Origin of the sequence: Chryseobacterium sp. C-71, from assembly GCF_020911865.1 — a bacterium.
Classification (GTDB): Bacteria; Bacteroidota; Bacteroidia; order Flavobacteriales; family Weeksellaceae; genus Chryseobacterium.
Genome location: NZ_CP087131.1, coordinates 2,301,667 through 2,318,050 on the forward strand (window position 1 = coordinate 2,301,667; position 16,384 = coordinate 2,318,050).

Annotated in this window: 15 protein-coding genes; 9 read left to right on the forward strand and 6 right to left on the reverse strand. The window is 34.4% G+C overall.

Annotated features, from left to right (window positions below):
* Positions 1–114: 114 nt before the first annotated feature.
* Together LNP04_RS10505 and LNP04_RS10510 are read left to right on the forward strand one after the other, a co-directional pair.
* Positions 115–1,200, forward strand: coding sequence for an NAD(P)/FAD-dependent oxidoreductase (locus tag LNP04_RS10505; RefSeq protein ID WP_229982930.1), 1,086 nt, complete (start codon positions 115–117; stop codon positions 1,198–1,200).
* Between the two features lies 1 nt (position 1,201).
* Positions 1,202–2,359: a pyridoxal phosphate-dependent aminotransferase gene (locus tag LNP04_RS10510; protein WP_229982931.1), complete on the forward strand. Its 1,158-nt coding sequence runs from the start codon at positions 1,202–1,204 to the stop codon at positions 2,357–2,359.
* A gap of 125 nt (positions 2,360–2,484) precedes the next feature.
* Here LNP04_RS10510 and LNP04_RS10515 read toward each other — a convergent pair whose 3' ends face one another.
* The gene (locus LNP04_RS10515) at positions 2,485–3,684 is read right to left on the reverse strand and encodes a PQQ-dependent sugar dehydrogenase (RefSeq protein WP_229982932.1); all 1,200 of its coding nucleotides are present in this window, start codon (positions 3,682–3,684) and stop codon (positions 2,485–2,487) included.
* A 189-nt stretch (positions 3,685–3,873) separates the two neighbouring features.
* On the opposite strand from LNP04_RS10515, the gene LNP04_RS10520 reads away from it, so the two are divergent.
* The 4 genes from LNP04_RS10520 to uvrB all read left to right on the forward strand — a co-directional run bounded on the left by LNP04_RS10520 (position 3,874) and on the right by uvrB (position 8,734).
* A complete protein-coding gene (locus LNP04_RS10520; RefSeq protein ID WP_047443457.1) occupies positions 3,874–4,245 on the forward strand; it encodes a BlaI/MecI/CopY family transcriptional regulator in 372 nt (123 codons plus the stop codon).
* Between the two features lie 2 nt (positions 4,246–4,247).
* Positions 4,248–6,065, forward strand: a complete 1,818-nt coding sequence (locus LNP04_RS10525) for a M56 family metallopeptidase (RefSeq protein ID WP_229982933.1) — start codon at positions 4,248–4,250, stop codon at positions 6,063–6,065.
* Between the two features lie 165 nt (positions 6,066–6,230).
* Positions 6,231–6,638, forward strand: a complete 408-nt coding sequence (locus LNP04_RS10530; RefSeq protein ID WP_229982934.1) for a hypothetical protein — start codon at positions 6,231–6,233, stop codon at positions 6,636–6,638.
* Positions 6,639–6,742: 104 nt separating this feature from the next.
* The gene (uvrB, locus tag LNP04_RS10535) at positions 6,743–8,734 is read left to right on the forward strand and encodes an excinuclease ABC subunit UvrB (RefSeq protein WP_229982935.1); all 1,992 of its coding nucleotides are present in this window, start codon (positions 6,743–6,745) and stop codon (positions 8,732–8,734) included.
* A 73-nt stretch (positions 8,735–8,807) separates the two neighbouring features.
* Here uvrB and LNP04_RS10540 read toward each other — a convergent pair whose 3' ends face one another.
* From LNP04_RS10540 to LNP04_RS10555, 4 genes are all read right to left on the reverse strand, one after another.
* Positions 8,808–9,062 carry a DUF3820 family protein gene (locus LNP04_RS10540; RefSeq protein WP_229986291.1) on the reverse strand — a complete coding sequence of 85 codons (255 nt, stop codon included), beginning with the start codon at positions 9,060–9,062 and terminating at the stop codon, positions 8,808–8,810.
* Between the two features lie 15 nt (positions 9,063–9,077).
* The gene (locus tag LNP04_RS10545) at positions 9,078–10,172 is read right to left on the reverse strand and encodes an AI-2E family transporter (protein ID WP_229982936.1); all 1,095 of its coding nucleotides are present in this window, start codon (positions 10,170–10,172) and stop codon (positions 9,078–9,080) included.
* Positions 10,172–10,906: a beta-carotene 15,15'-monooxygenase gene (locus LNP04_RS10550; protein WP_229982937.1), complete on the reverse strand. Its 735-nt coding sequence runs from the start codon at positions 10,904–10,906 to the stop codon at positions 10,172–10,174. The genes LNP04_RS10545 and LNP04_RS10550 overlap by 1 nt, the downstream gene beginning before the upstream one ends.
* Before the next feature lie 68 nt (positions 10,907–10,974).
* Positions 10,975–11,709 carry a hypothetical protein gene (locus LNP04_RS10555; protein ID WP_229982938.1) on the reverse strand — a complete coding sequence of 245 codons (735 nt, stop codon included), beginning with the start codon at positions 11,707–11,709 and terminating at the stop codon, positions 10,975–10,977.
* 47 nt (positions 11,710–11,756) lie between these two features.
* Between LNP04_RS10555 and LNP04_RS10560 the strand changes: the two genes are divergently transcribed.
* Both LNP04_RS10560 and LNP04_RS10565 read left to right on the forward strand, forming a co-directional pair.
* Positions 11,757–12,734 carry an aminodeoxychorismate synthase component I gene (locus LNP04_RS10560; protein WP_229986292.1) on the forward strand — a complete coding sequence of 326 codons (978 nt, stop codon included), beginning with the start codon at positions 11,757–11,759 and terminating at the stop codon, positions 12,732–12,734.
* A complete protein-coding gene (locus LNP04_RS10565) occupies positions 12,718–13,344 on the forward strand; it encodes an aminotransferase class IV (protein ID WP_229982939.1) in 627 nt (208 codons plus the stop codon). The genes LNP04_RS10560 and LNP04_RS10565 overlap by 17 nt, the downstream gene beginning before the upstream one ends.
* Before the next feature lie 268 nt (positions 13,345–13,612).
* Here the strand turns inward: LNP04_RS10565 and menD are convergent, their stop codons facing one another.
* Complete coding sequence (gene menD, locus LNP04_RS10570) at positions 13,613–15,289, reverse strand: 2-succinyl-5-enolpyruvyl-6-hydroxy-3-cyclohexene-1-carboxylic-acid synthase (protein WP_229982940.1); 1,677 nt, start codon at positions 15,287–15,289, stop codon at positions 13,613–13,615.
* An 87-nt stretch (positions 15,290–15,376) separates the two neighbouring features.
* On the opposite strand from menD, the gene LNP04_RS10575 reads away from it, so the two are divergent.
* Positions 15,377–16,327, forward strand: a complete 951-nt coding sequence (locus LNP04_RS10575; RefSeq protein ID WP_229982941.1) for an isopenicillin N synthase family oxygenase — start codon at positions 15,377–15,379, stop codon at positions 16,325–16,327.
* The last annotated feature ends 57 nt before the right edge of the window (positions 16,328–16,384 follow it).

The window sequence follows — 16,384 nt, forward strand, 5'->3', positions numbered from 1 at the left end:
TGACTTTTTTCAAAAAATCAAGAAGTTCAACATAAGTAGGTGGCTGAACTTTTTTATGATATATATGAAAATTTAACCGTGAAAAAATTTAAGAAAAATAATTAAACAAAAAAGATGAGTAAAGTTGCGATTATCGGAGCCGGAGTTTCAGGATTGAGCATGGCCAATTATTTAGAAAAAAATAATATCGACTATCATCTTTACGAGAGACGTACAAAAGACGATTTGAAAGGTCACGGTTTTATCCTCCCAAAAGAAGGAATTGAATACCTTTCGGAAATTATTGACATCAATGATCTTTACACCAAAGGAAGTTTCCTGAAAAAATACATTCATTACTGTCACAACGGAAACGTTCTTTCAGAAAAAGATCTGGATAACGTTTTTGTGATCTCAAGAAGTACTTTGATTGAAGTTTTAAGCCAAAATATTCCGGCAGACAAAATTTCTTACAGAAACACTCTGAATCTTACAGGTTTCTCTGAAGGAAAAGCCGAACTGGAATTTGAAGATCACGCAAAACTACAGGCCGATGTCGTGATTGCATCTGACGGTTCAAGAAGCAGAATCAGAAGGGCAATCTTTCAGGATGAAGTGATGAAGGCGGTGAGAGAAAATGAAGTCGTCAACATCATCGAAAACGAAGAAATCGCCAGCCAAATTGAGGGCAACTTTCATAAATTTCACCATGAAGACGGCGGATTGACTTTCGGAGTTTTAAAACTGTCTCCAACCAAGATTTTATGGTATTGTCAGTTTGATATCACCCGTTATTTCATTAATGAAGATTATACGGCAGATTGCATCAAGCAATTTATGTTGGATAATTTCGGAGACTGGAATCCTTTGGTTTCATCGATTGTAAAAGAATCTAGCTACGAAAACGCTCACATCTGGAGAGTATATGAATTGGAAAAGCTCAATCCTTTTCATTATAAAAATATTGCATTTTTAGGTGACGCAGCACATCCTCTGATTCCTTTTACAAGTCAGGGTGTAACCTCAGCTCTAAAAGATTCTTACATTCTGACACAGCTTTTATTGGAAAATAAAGACCTGGAGGAAACCTTTGAAAAATACGAGCAGGAAAGAAAACCTGAAATAGAAATACACATTAAAAACGGCAGAATATTGCTTGAGCAGTTTCTATTACCTATCAGCGAACAACCAAAAGACTCTTTACCAATCTCTTACAAATAATATGTTTAATAATACTGATATAAATTTTGAGGCTCTCAAAAAAAAGGCCTACAACGGAAGATGGGCAACTTTAGAAGACGGAATTATTCCTCTCACTGCTGCTGATCCGGATTTCAGAATGTCTACCGAGATCGAGCAAGGCATTATTGAATATATTAAAGACGGATATTTGAGCTACGGGCCATTTTCCGGTCTGCCTGAATTCAAAAAAAGCGTTTCAGAACATTTCAACACAGGAAAAAACGGAAACTTCACTCCTGAAAATGTATTGGCGGTCAACAGTGCTGCGATGGGAATGTTTATGGTTGCCAAATATGTTTTAAATACTGGTGATGAAGCCATCATTTTTGATCCGGTTGATTTTTTATTTAAAAAGACCGTTGACGCAGTTGGCGGAGTTCTGAAATTATGTCCGGTAGATTCTAAAACCGGAAATATTGATTTTGAGATGTTGGTTTCATTAATTGGTCCTAAAACAAAAATGATCAGCATCTGCAACCCTCACAATCCGGTTGGAAGGGTTTATTCAAAAGAAATCTTAAAGAAAATATCTGAAATTGCAGCAGCTCATGATCTTTGGGTGATGAGTGATGAAATATGGAGCGATATTGTTTACGATAAAAGAGAATTCAATACGTACTCATCAGTTTCTGAAGAAGCTAAAAAGAAGAGTTTTACCGTATTCGGGTTTTCAAAGTCTTTTGGAATTGCGGGTTTAAGAATTGGTGCAGTTTTATGCAATGATCAGGAACTTCTTGACGATTTCACAGAAAAATCTCAATTCAATTCTACCATTGAAGGTGTTTCTACTTTGTCACAAATTGCAGGAAGCGTGGCAATTGACCGAGCAAAACCTTGGTTTAATGATTTCCTAACGCATTTGCAACACAACAGAGATTTGGCGCACAGCATCTTGAGTAATTCAGGAATTTTAACGCCTAATCTTCCCGAAGCCACGTTTGTGATTTTTCCAAAAATTGAAAACGGAATGTCGAGCGACCAGTTTGCTCAACACGTTTTAAAGCAAGGAAAAGTTGCCGTTGTTCCCGGTTCTGAACGTTGGTTTGGAAAAGGAGCAGAAGGCCACATCAGGATCTGCTTCTCTACTTCCAGAGAAATTTTGGAAGAAGGATTGAACAGGATTATTAAAAGTTTTTAGAATTAAATTTAAAGAGGCTGCAAAATCTAAGATTTTGCAGCCTCTTTTTTTATTATGATATTATTTGATAGGATTGCATCCTCTTCTCTGTTAGGTCGTCCCTTCGGGACTATATCTCTGCGAATTTACTTTTTCGAAATCTTATACAATTTTCCGCTGTCGGTAATACCATAAAGATTTCCATCAGAACCATTCAGAACATCTCTGAATCTTTCCTTTTGGTCTAAAAGCAAGCGCTCTTCGCCCACAACTTTATTGTCTTTCATCACAATTCTGTTAATGTGTTGTCCGCTCAGACAGGCAATAAAAAGATTATTTTTCCATTCTTCAATATTTCCTGTGTAGAAAGTCACTCCACTTGGCGAAACTACCGGATCCCAATAATAAACAGGTTGTTCCGTTTCTTCTTTTTGAGTCGTTCCGTTGTTGATTTTTTCACCCGAGTATTCAATTCCGTAGGTTACATCTCCCCAACCGTAATTTTTTCCTGGCTGGATTAAATTGATTTCATCTCCACCTCTCGGTCCCATTTCGATATCCCAAAGCTGACCTTTTTCGTCTAAAGCCAAACCTTGCGGGCTACGAATTCCGAAGGCATAAATTTCAGGTTTATAACCATCTTTACCAATGAAAGGATTTCCCGGTGCAGGTTTTCCGTCTTTGGTAATTTTTAAGATTTTACCTAAATAATTATCTGTTTTCTGAGCGTAAACTCTTGTTTCTTTATCAGATCTTTCACCGGTACTCACAAACAAACTACCATCTTTATCAAATTGAAGACGGCTTCCGTAATGTTTATCGCCATCATACGAAGGCGTTGCCCGGAAAATCACTTTAACGTCAGAAATATTTTTCATATCAGCAGAAAGCTTTCCTTTCGCAACTGAAGTTAAATTTCCATCGCCAAAAGGTTCAGAAAAAACAAAATAAATCATTTGATTCGTTTTAAAATCAGGATCCAGAGTTACGTCGAGCATTCCGCCCTGTCCTTTATCATCAACTTTGGGGAATCCTTCTATTTTAGAAATTTGTTTTCCATCTGCCGAAACGACATTGATAAAGCCAGATTTTTCGGTAATTAAAAACTTCCCGTCTGGTAAATTCACAATTCCCCATGGTCTACCTAAATCTTTAGTTAGAATTTCTACATTGTAAGGAGTTGATGTTTTTACGGGACTTATTCTTGTTTGTCCTTCAAAAGAAGGCTTATAGCTTGTATTTGCTTTTTCTTCTTTCGCTGCTGGTTCGCTTGGTTTGCCTTTTCCCTGACACGAAACAATCATTGTTGCCGAAGCTAATACAATGGGTAAGAGTAATTTTTTCATATATAATATGTATTGGTTTAAAAGAAATTTTAAAATATTTAACTACAAACAACTTTTTAATTGATGAATAACATTTTTTTTATAAAATTAAAATTGTTTAATAAGTTGAGTGTAAAAATAATGCCATAAAAAATTGCAGAATTAAATTTTTATTCTACATTTGTAGAACATAATATAAATACGTAGAACATGAAAGAAATAAAACTGACAGATTCTGAGGAAGTGATAATGGAAATGCTTTGGGAAAAACAAAAACTTTTTATGAAAGAAATCCTGGAATCCTACCCTGAACCGAAGCCCGCATCAACAACCGTTGCAACTTTGTTGAAAAGAATGCAAAACAAAGATTTAGTAGGCTACACATTATATGGAAATTCACGCGAATACTTTCCAAAAGTTGCGAAAAGTGAATATTTCAAGGAAGAAATGACTTCTATGATTGACCGTTTTTTTAACAGCTCGGTGACACAGTTTGCTTCGTTTTTTACCTCAAATACAAAGTTGAGTCAAAAACAGTTGAAAGAGCTTCGTGAAATTATCGACAAAGAAATAAAAGAATAGCCATGGAAACTATCATTCTAAAAATAATTTTGTGTTCAGGAATTGTGCTTGGACTCTACTATTTATTTCTGGCAAAAGAGAAAACATTGACCTTCAACCGCTTCTATTTATTGTTGGGGCTTATTTTCTCATACACAATTCCTTTTGTGACGATTAAAACCAAAGAAATCGTAAAGGACAAACCAGTCCTGTTGATTGAGCAGGAAAGTCCAATACAGATTTTACAAGATCCAGATACAGTACAGGCAGAAACGTTTGATTACACTCAATTATTGCTAATCATTTACTTTGTAATCTCAGGAATATTGATTGCAAAAATACTGTATTCAATACTAAAAATTAAAACACTGAAAGGTAGGAAGATCATTTATCAGAACCGTAATGTTGTTTTGCTTGAAAAAGAGATTTCGCCGTTTAGTTTTTTGAACACTATTTATCTTTCTGAAAAGTATTTTAAGGATCAAAAAATTGACGAAAGAATATTTCTACACGAGGAAATTCATGTAAAACAAAAGCATTCATTCGATGTATTACTTATCGAAATTATAAAGGCTTTTTCATGGTTCAATCCTTTCATCTACTTCTATAAAAATGTGATGATTACCAATCATGAATTTTTGGCCGATGAAGAAGTTATCATCAAAAATGAAAACATTAAAAACTATCAGGAACTGATTTTGAATGAGGTTCTGAAACAACAAAACTTTAAACTTACACACCAATTCAATTTCAATAACACCAAAAAAAGATTTATTATGATGACCAAAAGAAATTCAAAATTTGCGGAAGCAAAAAAGTATTTGGCGATTCCTCTTTTCATTGTGCTTGCCGGTTTTTTTGTGGAGAAAGTCTATGCGAAAGACTCTTTATCAAAAGTCTCAGGTAAAAGTGAAGGTATTTTTGCTGAAGAAGACCCTTACATTGAGTTTAATAAGATAATTAAAAAATATGGTAATCTTATAGAACTAAAAAAATATGCAGAGTTTGAGAAAACTGTAAGTTTATCTGACAGAGAAAAACTTAAAGATCTCTATTTTCAACTTACAAAAGAACAGAGAGACGCAACTCCATTTTATTTTTTTAATATAAAAAAATCTGAAAAAATTAATGTAACCCAAAATCAACTTAATGATTTTAAGAATTCGAAAAAATACGGTTTATGGATTGACGGTAAGAAAACCAAAAATCAGGATCTACAAAACTACAAGCCTGAAGATTTTTCACATCAATCTGTAAGCAAAAGATACCCTAATGCGATAAGCGCAAAAAATCCTGAACCTTATCAGGTAAATTTAATGACACACCAATATTTTCAAAATTACCAAAATGAAAAGGAAAAAACCTTCATGGGTTTTAAAGCAAAAGCGTTCATCAAAGGAAAAGATACGATCACTCCCAGAAAAAATGTAGATGCAAAGCTTATTGAAATAAAAAAAGATTCAGATAAATCACAAAATACGGTATTAGATATTTCCACAGCTGTTGAAGGTCAAGCCGCCGATTTAGTTCCCGCAGAATTTCCAGGTGGAGCTAACCTATTGAGAAAATTAGTTTCTGGAAATTTTAATGGATCAGTGCTGAGCGGTAATGAAGGCTCGCTAAAATCTGTAATTACTTTTATTGTCGATGAAAATGGAAAAGCAAGAGATATTAAAACTTCTGGAGACAATGAAAAATTTAATAATGAAGCTTATATAGCTACTAAATTGGCAAACCAGAATGTAGTTTGGAAACCTGCAACCTTAAATGGTAAACCTGTAGCATATCAATATAAAATCCCTTTAAGTATGACATTTGAGACTTTCAAAAAAACACAATAAATTTATAAAATTTCACCTGTTATGTGAAATCCTACCGTAAAGTTCCAGCTTTGCGGTTTTTGTATTTAAATAAACCATAGAAAGAGTCAAAAATTTGGATTTTTCTGCGAAGCTAACTAGAGTTTTGAGTATATTTAAAGTAAGCAAACTATTCTAAAGTGAAATATGATAGTCGATTTAAGTAAAGAAAATAAAATTGAATTTAGAAATGATCTAAGTAGTAATTATTGGTTTGGCATTTTACAAATAAATGAAATAACACATGAATTCAGTTTTGATAATAATGAAAACCTTGACTGGCAACAAATAAAAGACAGGTTAGTATATTTTGTAAAACATCATGCCAAAATCATTAATCTAACCAGCCTAGGTATAGACCACTATATAAAATTCACTCTTGGTTGGGAATCTAAGATAAAATATGATTTAGAATGTGTGACTATTTTAGTTAATGATCCAAAAGAAAATATTTTTAAAATTCACCCTATATCCTTTGATGATCCGTACGTCTCGTGGTCGGCTCACATTTATGACAATGAAGGCCCGAAATTAAGAAATGTTACAAGAGAGTAACTCTTCGTTTGTTCTTAAATGATATTATTTTTTGAGTAAAACTTTAAAAACATTTATGAGTTCACACATCTTTAGGACTCTTTTTTATTTCATAAATTTGATGTATGAAATTTACGCTTCAATCAGAATATAAACCAACCGGAGATCAGCCTACAGCCATTGAAAAACTGACTGAAGGTTTGGAAATCGGTGAAAAATATCAGACTTTACTCGGGGTGACAGGTTCCGGGAAGACTTTTACCGTTGCCAATGTGGTTCATAATACACAGAAACCGACTTTAGTTTTAGCGCATAATAAAACTTTGGCAGCTCAGCTTTTCATGGAATTTAAAGAATTCTTCCCGGAAAATGCTGTTGAATATTTTGTGAGTTACTACGATTATTATCAACCTGAAGCCTATATCGCAAGTTCAGGAACTTATATTGAAAAAGATTTGAGCATCAACGAAGAAGTGGAAAAACTTCGACTTTCGGCGATTGCAAGCTTACTTTCAGGACGAAGAGATGTACTTATTGTAGCCTCAGTATCATGCATTTACGGTGTCGGAAATCCCGCAGAATTTCACAAGTCACTAATCTCCTTGGAAATTGGTGAAAAAACGACAAGAACCGCGCTACTTCATTCTTTAGTTAATGCTTTATATTCCAGAACATTGGCAGACTTCTCAAGAGGTACGTTTCGTGTAAAAGGTGACGTGGTAGATATTTTCCCTGCTTACGCAGATAATGGCGTGAGAATTCAGTTTTTTGGAGATGAAATTGAAAAAATCCAAAGTTTTGATCCTGTTTCAGGGAATACAACTGCCAATTTTGATCAGATTCAAATTTACCCTGCCAACCTCTTTGTGACTTCAAAAGAAACTTTGAATGGAGCCATCAGAAATATTCAGGATGATATGGTAAAACAGGTGGATTTTTTCTCTGAAATCGGGAAACCTTTAGAATCAAAAAGACTTCAGGAAAGAACAGAACTCGATCTTGAAATGATCAAAGAATTAGGTTACTGCTCAGGAATTGAGAATTATTCACGTTATCTTGACGGAAGATTGCCCGGCTCAAGACCTTTCTGCCTTTTAGATTACTTCCCGAAAGATTATTTGATGGTCATTGACGAAAGTCACGTTACCGTCCCACAGGTTCACGCAATGTATGGTGGCGACCGAAGCCGCAAAGAAGCTTTGGTGGAATACGGATTCCGACTTCCTGCTGCAATGGATAACCGACCTTTGAAATTTGAGGAATTTGAGGCCATTCAAAATCAGGTTATTTATGTTTCTGCAACTCCGGCAGATTATGAACTGGAAAAAACAGGCGGAGAATATATCGAACAAATCATCCGTCCGACAGGGCTTTTAGATCCAATTATAGAAATTCGTCCTTCTTTAAATCAGATTGATGATCTAATGGAGGAAATCAGAAAACGTGCTGAAATTGACGAAAGAGTTTTGGTGACCACTTTAACCAAGAAAATGGCGGAAGAACTGACCAAATATTTCACAAAATTCGGGATCAGAACGAGATACATTCACTCTGATGTTGAAACTTTGGAGCGTATTCAAATCATGCAGGATTTGCGTCTTGGGATCTTTGATGTTTTGATTGGGGTCAACTTATTGAGAGAAGGTCTAGATTTACCAGAAGTTTCACTTGTTGCAATTCTTGATGCCGACAAAGAAGGAATGCTAAGAAGCAGAAGATCAATGATTCAGACGGTTGGTCGTGCGGCAAGAAATCTGAATGGAAGAGCCATTTTATACGCAGATAAGATTACCAAATCAATGCAGGCAACTCTCGATGAAACCGAATACCGTCGAGAAAAACAAATCGCATATAATACAGAACACGGTAAAGTCCCAATGGCTTTAAATAAAAAGATTTCTGAAAACCTCGTTGGAAGAAGCAAAGATTTCCCTGACGAAAAATATACTCAGAAACAAATTTTACAGAAAGTCGCGGATGTAAAAGCAACTTACGCAACTGAAGATGTAGAAAAATTAGTGGCTCAAAAGCAAAAAGAAATGGAAGGCGCTGCTAAAAATTTAGACTTTATAAAAGCAGCACAGTTGAGAGATGAGATTGCAGCTTTGAAGGGTTGATTTTAAATAAATATAAAATTTCGGCGGCTCCCTTTGGGAGCCGCCGAAATTTTTATAATAATAAATCTATTGCTTAGAATTTATAAACCTTCGTTTTTGGCTTCTCATATTCAACTTTTCCTCCACGAAGAGGCTTCAGCAAATCCATTAAACCATTTAATTTTATCTCATAAATTGTCGCCAATTGCATTCCCAGTTTTCCTTTTGGCATTCCTTGCCTGTTAAACCATTCGAGATAGCTTATCGGTAAATCAGCCAAAACAGTGTTTTGATACTTTCCGAAAGGCATTTTTACGACACAAATCTCCTGTAAAATTTCAGGATTTATTCCCTGCTCCATTTTTTAAACTATTAAATCAATTTTATTTTCTAAATCTTCATTATTTCCTTTACTCGTAAGTTCAAGTTCCGGCGTGTCATCATCTGAAAATTCGTTTCTGTAAACCTGAATCAGGAGAAGGGTAAAAGAAACCAAAATCGGCCCGAATACCAATCCCATGAACCCAAACAGATTCATTCCCATAATAATTCCGAAAACAGTATTTAAAGGATGTATATCTTCCAGTCTTTTTAGTAAAGTAAATCGCAGAATATTATCGGTAAGACCTACAACAACCAAACAGTAGATTCCCAAACCAATCCCCGGACCGGTTTGACCTTCAGCAATCATAAAAATACAAATAGGGACATAAATAATGGCTGCTCCAACAATAGGAATCATTGATGCTGCTGCCGTCAAAGCAAAAAGAAGAATCGGACTTGGCGCTCCAAAAATAAAATATCCGATTAAAGCGATAATCCCCTGTCCAATAGCTACAACAGGAATTCCAATTGCATTGGCCATAATTAATTTACGCATCTTCTCACCAATCATAGACACGTTTGCTCTTTTCAAAGGTGCAGCAGAAGCCAAAATCCTTTCAAACAATCTCGGTCTTTCAAACATAAAATAAAGAATAAAATACATCGACATGACCACAGTCATCGTATTGAAAGTGCCACTTAATGCCGTTGTGGAAAAACGACCAGCCGTTTCTTTCACCTTCGCCATATTTTCTTTACTTAAAAGGTCAATGTTAGTTTTAGAATAAACAAAATCATGAATCTTATCGATAAAAACATTGAATTTATTCATGTAAGCCTGTGCATTTCCAAGTTTTTCTATCAAAAGATCGGCAATGAAGTAAATCGGGAGAATGATAATAATCAAACTCGCCAGCATTAAAACTAAAGCCGAAGCCCAGGGTTTCCATTTCCTCTCCTCCTGAAGATAGAAATTATACTTTCTGCAAACGACATAAATCGTAATTGCTCCTAATACAGAAGGTATAAAAAGTGCTAAGTTGAAGCAGATTAAAGCCGCTAAAATCAATATAATAGCGAGCAGAGCAATTTGCTTGATAACAACACTGCTGATTTGTTTTTCGTAGTTTGACATTATTTGTAAGTTATTTGTCTTGGTTTACCGAGATATGCACAGTACACAGAATACATGGCAATATAAATAAATGGATAAGTAAAAATCAGACCAAAACAACAAAGTAATACTCCAGAAATAGAAATAAGAGCTGCTAAAATTCCGGTTCCTAAAAAAACGCCATAGTTTTCCTTTGCAATGTTGTAAGTTTTTGAAATTGCATCCATTGCATTTGCATTCTCAAATAAAAGAATGGGATAACCCAAAAGAAATAACGGAAAAACAAAAAATACAGGAATCACACACATCATCGCTGCAATAGTCAGGATGATATTGGTGATCAGACTATACAGTAAAATGTTCCCCAAATTTTGACGATAGCCAATAAACAAATCTGAAAATTCAATCTGAACTTTATTATTAAATTTATTGGTAATATAAATCAGCCCCACAAAAAGTGGCGAAATAAAAATACTTAACAAACCATAGCCAGAGTAGTAAAGTGACATTCCTGGTCGGTTCCATCTACTGTAATCATAATCTTCTGCATCAAAGTCTCTGAAATTGCTGAAATCACTCCAGTAATTGACACCTGAAATAGACTGTACAAGAAAATCAGCGAGAAAATAAATAATCGTAACAACTGCAGCGTAGAGAAAAACTCCTTTATACATCTCGAAAGCATGCGAAATAATAGATCCTGTATTTCGATTGGGAGCAGAACCTTGCTGGTCAAATTCGTTAAAGTCAGACATGGTTAGATTTTTTTAATGTTTCTCAAATTTAAATTTTTTCGAGAACAAATCTGTTACCATTCTAAAATTTAACTTTCTTCTGTAAAAATGGTTTTGTAAAGTGAATAAATCATCGCATTCCAAAAAGGGAAAGTAAATAAAGCACCTACTAAAAAAATCACAAATCCCACATACCTGAAGAGCACCGCAACAATTGTACAAACAAAGATTTCTACAAAAAAAGTCTTTAACGCTTTCCATCCGGAAGAAATTCCTTCAAAAATTGTTTTATTCTGGAAAAACATAAGCGGAGAAATCAACATTGTCAGCATAATCCAGACAAACGGCAGAACGATTGTTACTTTTAACATCTCAGCAACGAAAAAATAAAAGACAAAATAAGAAGTGTATCTGAAAAAATTCAAGCCATTATATCCTACAAACAAGTCGGATATTTCTACCTGCTCATTCAAATCAATTTTTTTGTAAATCTGAAAAAACCCAAGATTTAAAGGATACAAAAATGCTGAAACAAGAAACAAGCCCAATGCGGTATAAGCGTAATTTTCACTTGACGATATAGCTTGTAAACCTTTGTTTAAATTTCCAATACCTTTTGGGCCAGCTTGCAGATATTCAACAAGAAGACCTGAAAGTCGGTCGTAAATTCCGAATCGGTCTGCTACATAAAAATAGACCAAAAGAAAAACTGCAAAATACACAATGGAAAATATCATCTGATATACTAAAGTTCTGTTCCAATAATAAAACGCTTGTTTTAAAATAAAATCGAGTCCTGGTTTTTGTGGATATTTCTCCTGCATTAAAAATATTTTGTGCAAAAGTAAACATCAATAACTACTTTTGCGGAATGTTTTCGGCAAATCATCAAAAATTTATTGAAATGGACGAACTTTCACAACAGAAAGTTCCCTTTTTCTTTATCATAGACTTTCTCGTTGACCAGATAGAAATTTTCAAGAAAAATAAAATTGAAAAAAATGGTTTATTAATTGATTTTCAGTCATTTTCAAACACTAAAAAACAGGAAGCTTTAGATAAAAAAACAGACTGGAGATCATATCCCGAAACGCTGGAAAGTTTCCAAAAAGGTTTTGATATTGTTCAGAATAATATTCGGTTAGGAAATTCATACTTAACAAATTACACCCGAAAAACGAGAATTGAAACTAATTTAAGTTTGGAAGAAATTTTTCATCATTCTCAGGCAAAATACAAGGTTTTATATAAAGATTTTTTCGTATTTTTTTCTCCTGAAACTTTCGTCAAAATAATCAGTGATAAAATCTTCACTTATCCGATGAAAGGCACGATTGATGCATCTTTGGAGAATGCCGCAGAAGTTTTGAAGAACGATAAAAAAGAAAAAGCCGAACATTACACTGTTGTTGATTTGCTTAGAAATGATCTTAGCGTGGTCTCAAATGATGTGAAGGTGGATAAATTTCAATACATTGATTTTCTGAAAACCCACCAAAAAGATCTTTTTGCGATGAGTTCGGAAATTTCAGGAAATGTAAAAGATGAGTTTAAAGGAAAAGTGGGAAGCATTATGCAGAAACTTTTGCCGGCAGGATCAATTTTAGGTGCGCCAAAACCCAAAACTTTAGAAATTATTTTGGAAGCGGAAGGTTTCGACAGAGGCTTTTATACCGGAGTTTGCGGTTGGTTTGACGGTGAAAATCTGGACAGTTGCGTGATGATTCGTTTTATCGAAAAAGAAGGCGACCAACTGTATTTCAAAAGCGGCGGCGGAATCACGCACATGAGCAGATTAGAAGACGAGTACGAAGAAATGAAAAATAAAATCTATGTCCCAATTCATTGAAAGCATTAAAGTAGAAGACCAGGAAATGTTCCTGCTAGAATTTCACCAAAAACGTGTCAATGATACTTTTGCCCATTTCGGGAAGGAAGGTTCTATCGATTTGGAAAAAATTTTTAAAAACCTGAATCATGATGAAGATGGTTTATATAAATTAAGACTGACTTATGACTTGGATAAGAAATTCAGAACCATGATGATTCCTTACGCAATTCCGGAAATACAAGATTTCCAATTGGTGGAGAATAATATTTATGATTATTCCTTCAAATTTGAGGATCGAAAAGAGCTGGAGAAAATGAAGATGAAATCTAAAGCTGAAGAAATCATCATTGTAAAAAACAATCACATTACTGATACTTCATTTTCAAATCTTTTATTCCAAAAAGGGAAAGAATGGTTTACGCCCTCAACTTATCTTTTAAACGGAGTTCAGAGACAATATCTTTTAAAGAAAAAGAAGATCAAAGAAGCAGAAATCACTTTACAAAACATCAAAGAATTCTCACATTTTCAATTGATTAATGCTTTGAATGATTTTGACGATATGTTCATTTATCCGATTTCGAAGATTACCAATCTTCCGGGGAATGATGATTATTTAGATATGTAAAATTTAAAATATTCTCACACAGATTAAACGAATTAAGCAGATTTATAATTTGATAAATCTGTTTTTTTTATTTAAAAGTCTTGGTTTTATGTTGGGCTTCTTAAAAACTTTATTAATTTCTATAAATGTCCGTTCTTAATCAAAAATCATTAGTCATTTTATCACTCTGTAGGAATCTAAACTACTTTATTTTCAGTCTGTTGAGATTCCTACGGAATGACAAACAAACTATTAAAAACTAAGCTATTACTAGTTATGGACGTTCATTTTAATTCTCTTTTAAGAAATTAAAATAAGCCTTCTGCGTATCCGCATTGTTTTTACCTTGTGTATTGACTTCCATAATTTTGGGTTGTGCATCTGGTTTGAAGAAATTATCAAAAACCCTATCTAAAGTTCCGTCATCATCCACTTTCACATAAGAAAATCCGAAATGTTTTGCTAAAAACTCAGCATTTTTATGATGTTTTGTTGAGATAAATTCATCAACAGTATTTGAGTTTGCATTTCCCGGTCCCGGAATTATTTTAAAAATATTTCCTTCCCCGTTATTAAAAATAATAATTCTTGTAAACGGGGGAATATACTGATTCCAAAGACCATTGATGTCGTAAAAAAAGCTTAGATCTCCAGTAATCAATAAAGTCGGATTTGCATTTTTAATCGCAAAACCCATTGCAGTCGATGTCGAGCCATCGATTCCACTGGTTCCTCTGTTGCAATACATTTTTCTTTTACCAAAATCGAAAAGCTGAGCATAGCGAATCGCAGAAGAGTTGCTGAAATGAATATTGTAATTCTCAGGAATACTCTGTGAAGCTTTATTGAAGAAATAAAAATCAGAAAACTCAATCAAATTCAAAAATTCAGAATGTTTTTTATCTTTTTTATCCCTTAAAACATCCCAAAGATTATAATATGGTTTTGGTTCTAAATTAATGAAATTCAAAAGTTTAGAAAAGAAAAGTTCTGGCTTGATTTCTATTTTCTGCGTAAGAGAAAAATAAGTATCGGGCTGCCAAACTTCATCCAAATGCCAATGTTGTTTTGGGTGTGCATTTCTTAGAAACTGTTTTACTTTTTTTGAAACCACGTTTTGTCCCACTGTAATCAGCAAATCCGGAGCATAGGTTTTAAAATCTTCATCTGTAAACGCAAAAATATAGCGATCAATATGTCTGAAAAACTTCTCGTGATACAAATTTGAATTGGCTTCACTCAACACTACAACTGAATGATTTTTCACCAATTGCGTCAACTGATTTTCCAATTCCGGACTATAATCTCTGGTTCCTACCAGAATCATTATTCTCTGAGAAGTATTCCAGTCGGCTACTAAGTTGGATGGAATTTCGTATTCCTTTTTCTTAATTGTTTTTTCTACCTCAGGAAAAGTCGGCAACTCTGAAACCAATTCATATAAAGGTTCTTCAAGAGGAATATTGATGTGAACCGGACCTTGCTTTTCAAAACAAATTTCAATTGCTTTTTTTATAATATCTGAATTGATGTTTTCCGCATCATCTTTGCTGTCTTCTACCAATTCAAAATCTCCGTAAGAATGTTGATGAAAAAGTTTTTTTTGTCTTATAGTTTGTCCGTCAAAAAGATCAACATAATCTGTCGGACGATCTGCAGTTAAGATCAACATCGGAATATTTGAATAAAAAGCTTCTGTAACTGCCGGGTAATAATTTGCAGCCGCAGAACCGCTGGTACAAGTTATGACAACCGGTTTTTTTTCGCTTTTTGCCATCCCAAGAGCTACAAATGCTGCACTTCTTTCGTCAACAATACTATAACAGTTGAAATCATCCACTTCCGAAAAATGAATCGCCAGAGGAGCATTTCGAGATCCCGGAGATATGACAACGTCTAAAATATTGTATTGCTGAAAAAGATTGGCAAGTACCTGAATACTTCTCTTGGAGGAATATTTTTTCATAGAGCAAATTTAGTTTATAAATAATTAATTGTAAAATCATTTAAGCCAAAAAATCTGTAAATTAGCCCCACGTAAAATTTCTATAAAATGGATAAAATACCTAGTGTAGACCTGCGTGATTTCCTTTCGGGTGACCCGGAACGCAAACAGAAATTTGTAAATGAAATCGGAAAAGCTTACGAAGAAATTGGTTTTGTTGCCTTAAAAGGACATTTCCTAAATGACAAACTCGTAGATGATCTTTATGGAGAAGTCAAAAACTTCTTTGAACTTCCCACAGAAACCAAACAAAAGTATGAGATCCCCGGAATTGGTGGGCAAAGAGGCTATGTAGGTTTCGGAAAAGAAACCGCAAAAGGATTTAAAAAAGGTGATTTGAAAGAATTTTGGCATTTCGGACAATACGTTTCGGATGACTCAAAATATAAAAGCCAATATCCTGACAATGTGATCGTAGACGAACTTCCAAAGTTCAACGAGGTCGGTAAGGAAACTTATCAGATGCTTGAAAAAACAGGGAAATATGTTTTGAGAGCTTTAGCGTTGTATCTTGGTCTTGATGAGTTTTATTTTGATGATAAAATTGCAGAAGGCAACTCTATTTTGAGACCCATTCATTATCCGCCAATCACCCAGGAACCAGATGATGCGGTAAGAGCAGCAGCTCATGGAGACATTAACTTAATTACTCTTTTGATGGGTTCTCAGGGAAAAGGTCTTCAGGTTCAAAATCATAAAGGCGAATGGATTGATGCAATCGCAGAACCAGACGAACTAATGATTAATGTTGGAGATATGCTTTCGAGACATACCAATAATAAATTAAAGTCTACGATTCACAGAGTGGTTAATCCGCCAAGAGAATTGTGGGGGACTTCAAGATATTCTATCCCTTTTTTTATGCACCCGGTGAGCGAAATGTCACTGAACGCGCTTGAAAACTGTGTAGATGAAAACCATCCTAAACTGTATGAAGATACAACTGCAGGAGAATTTTTACATGAACGATTAATTGAATTGGGATTGATTAAAAAATAATTTTGAAACCGGACTTTTAGTTCGGTTTTTTATTTTCAACAGCTTCATCTGTTTCAA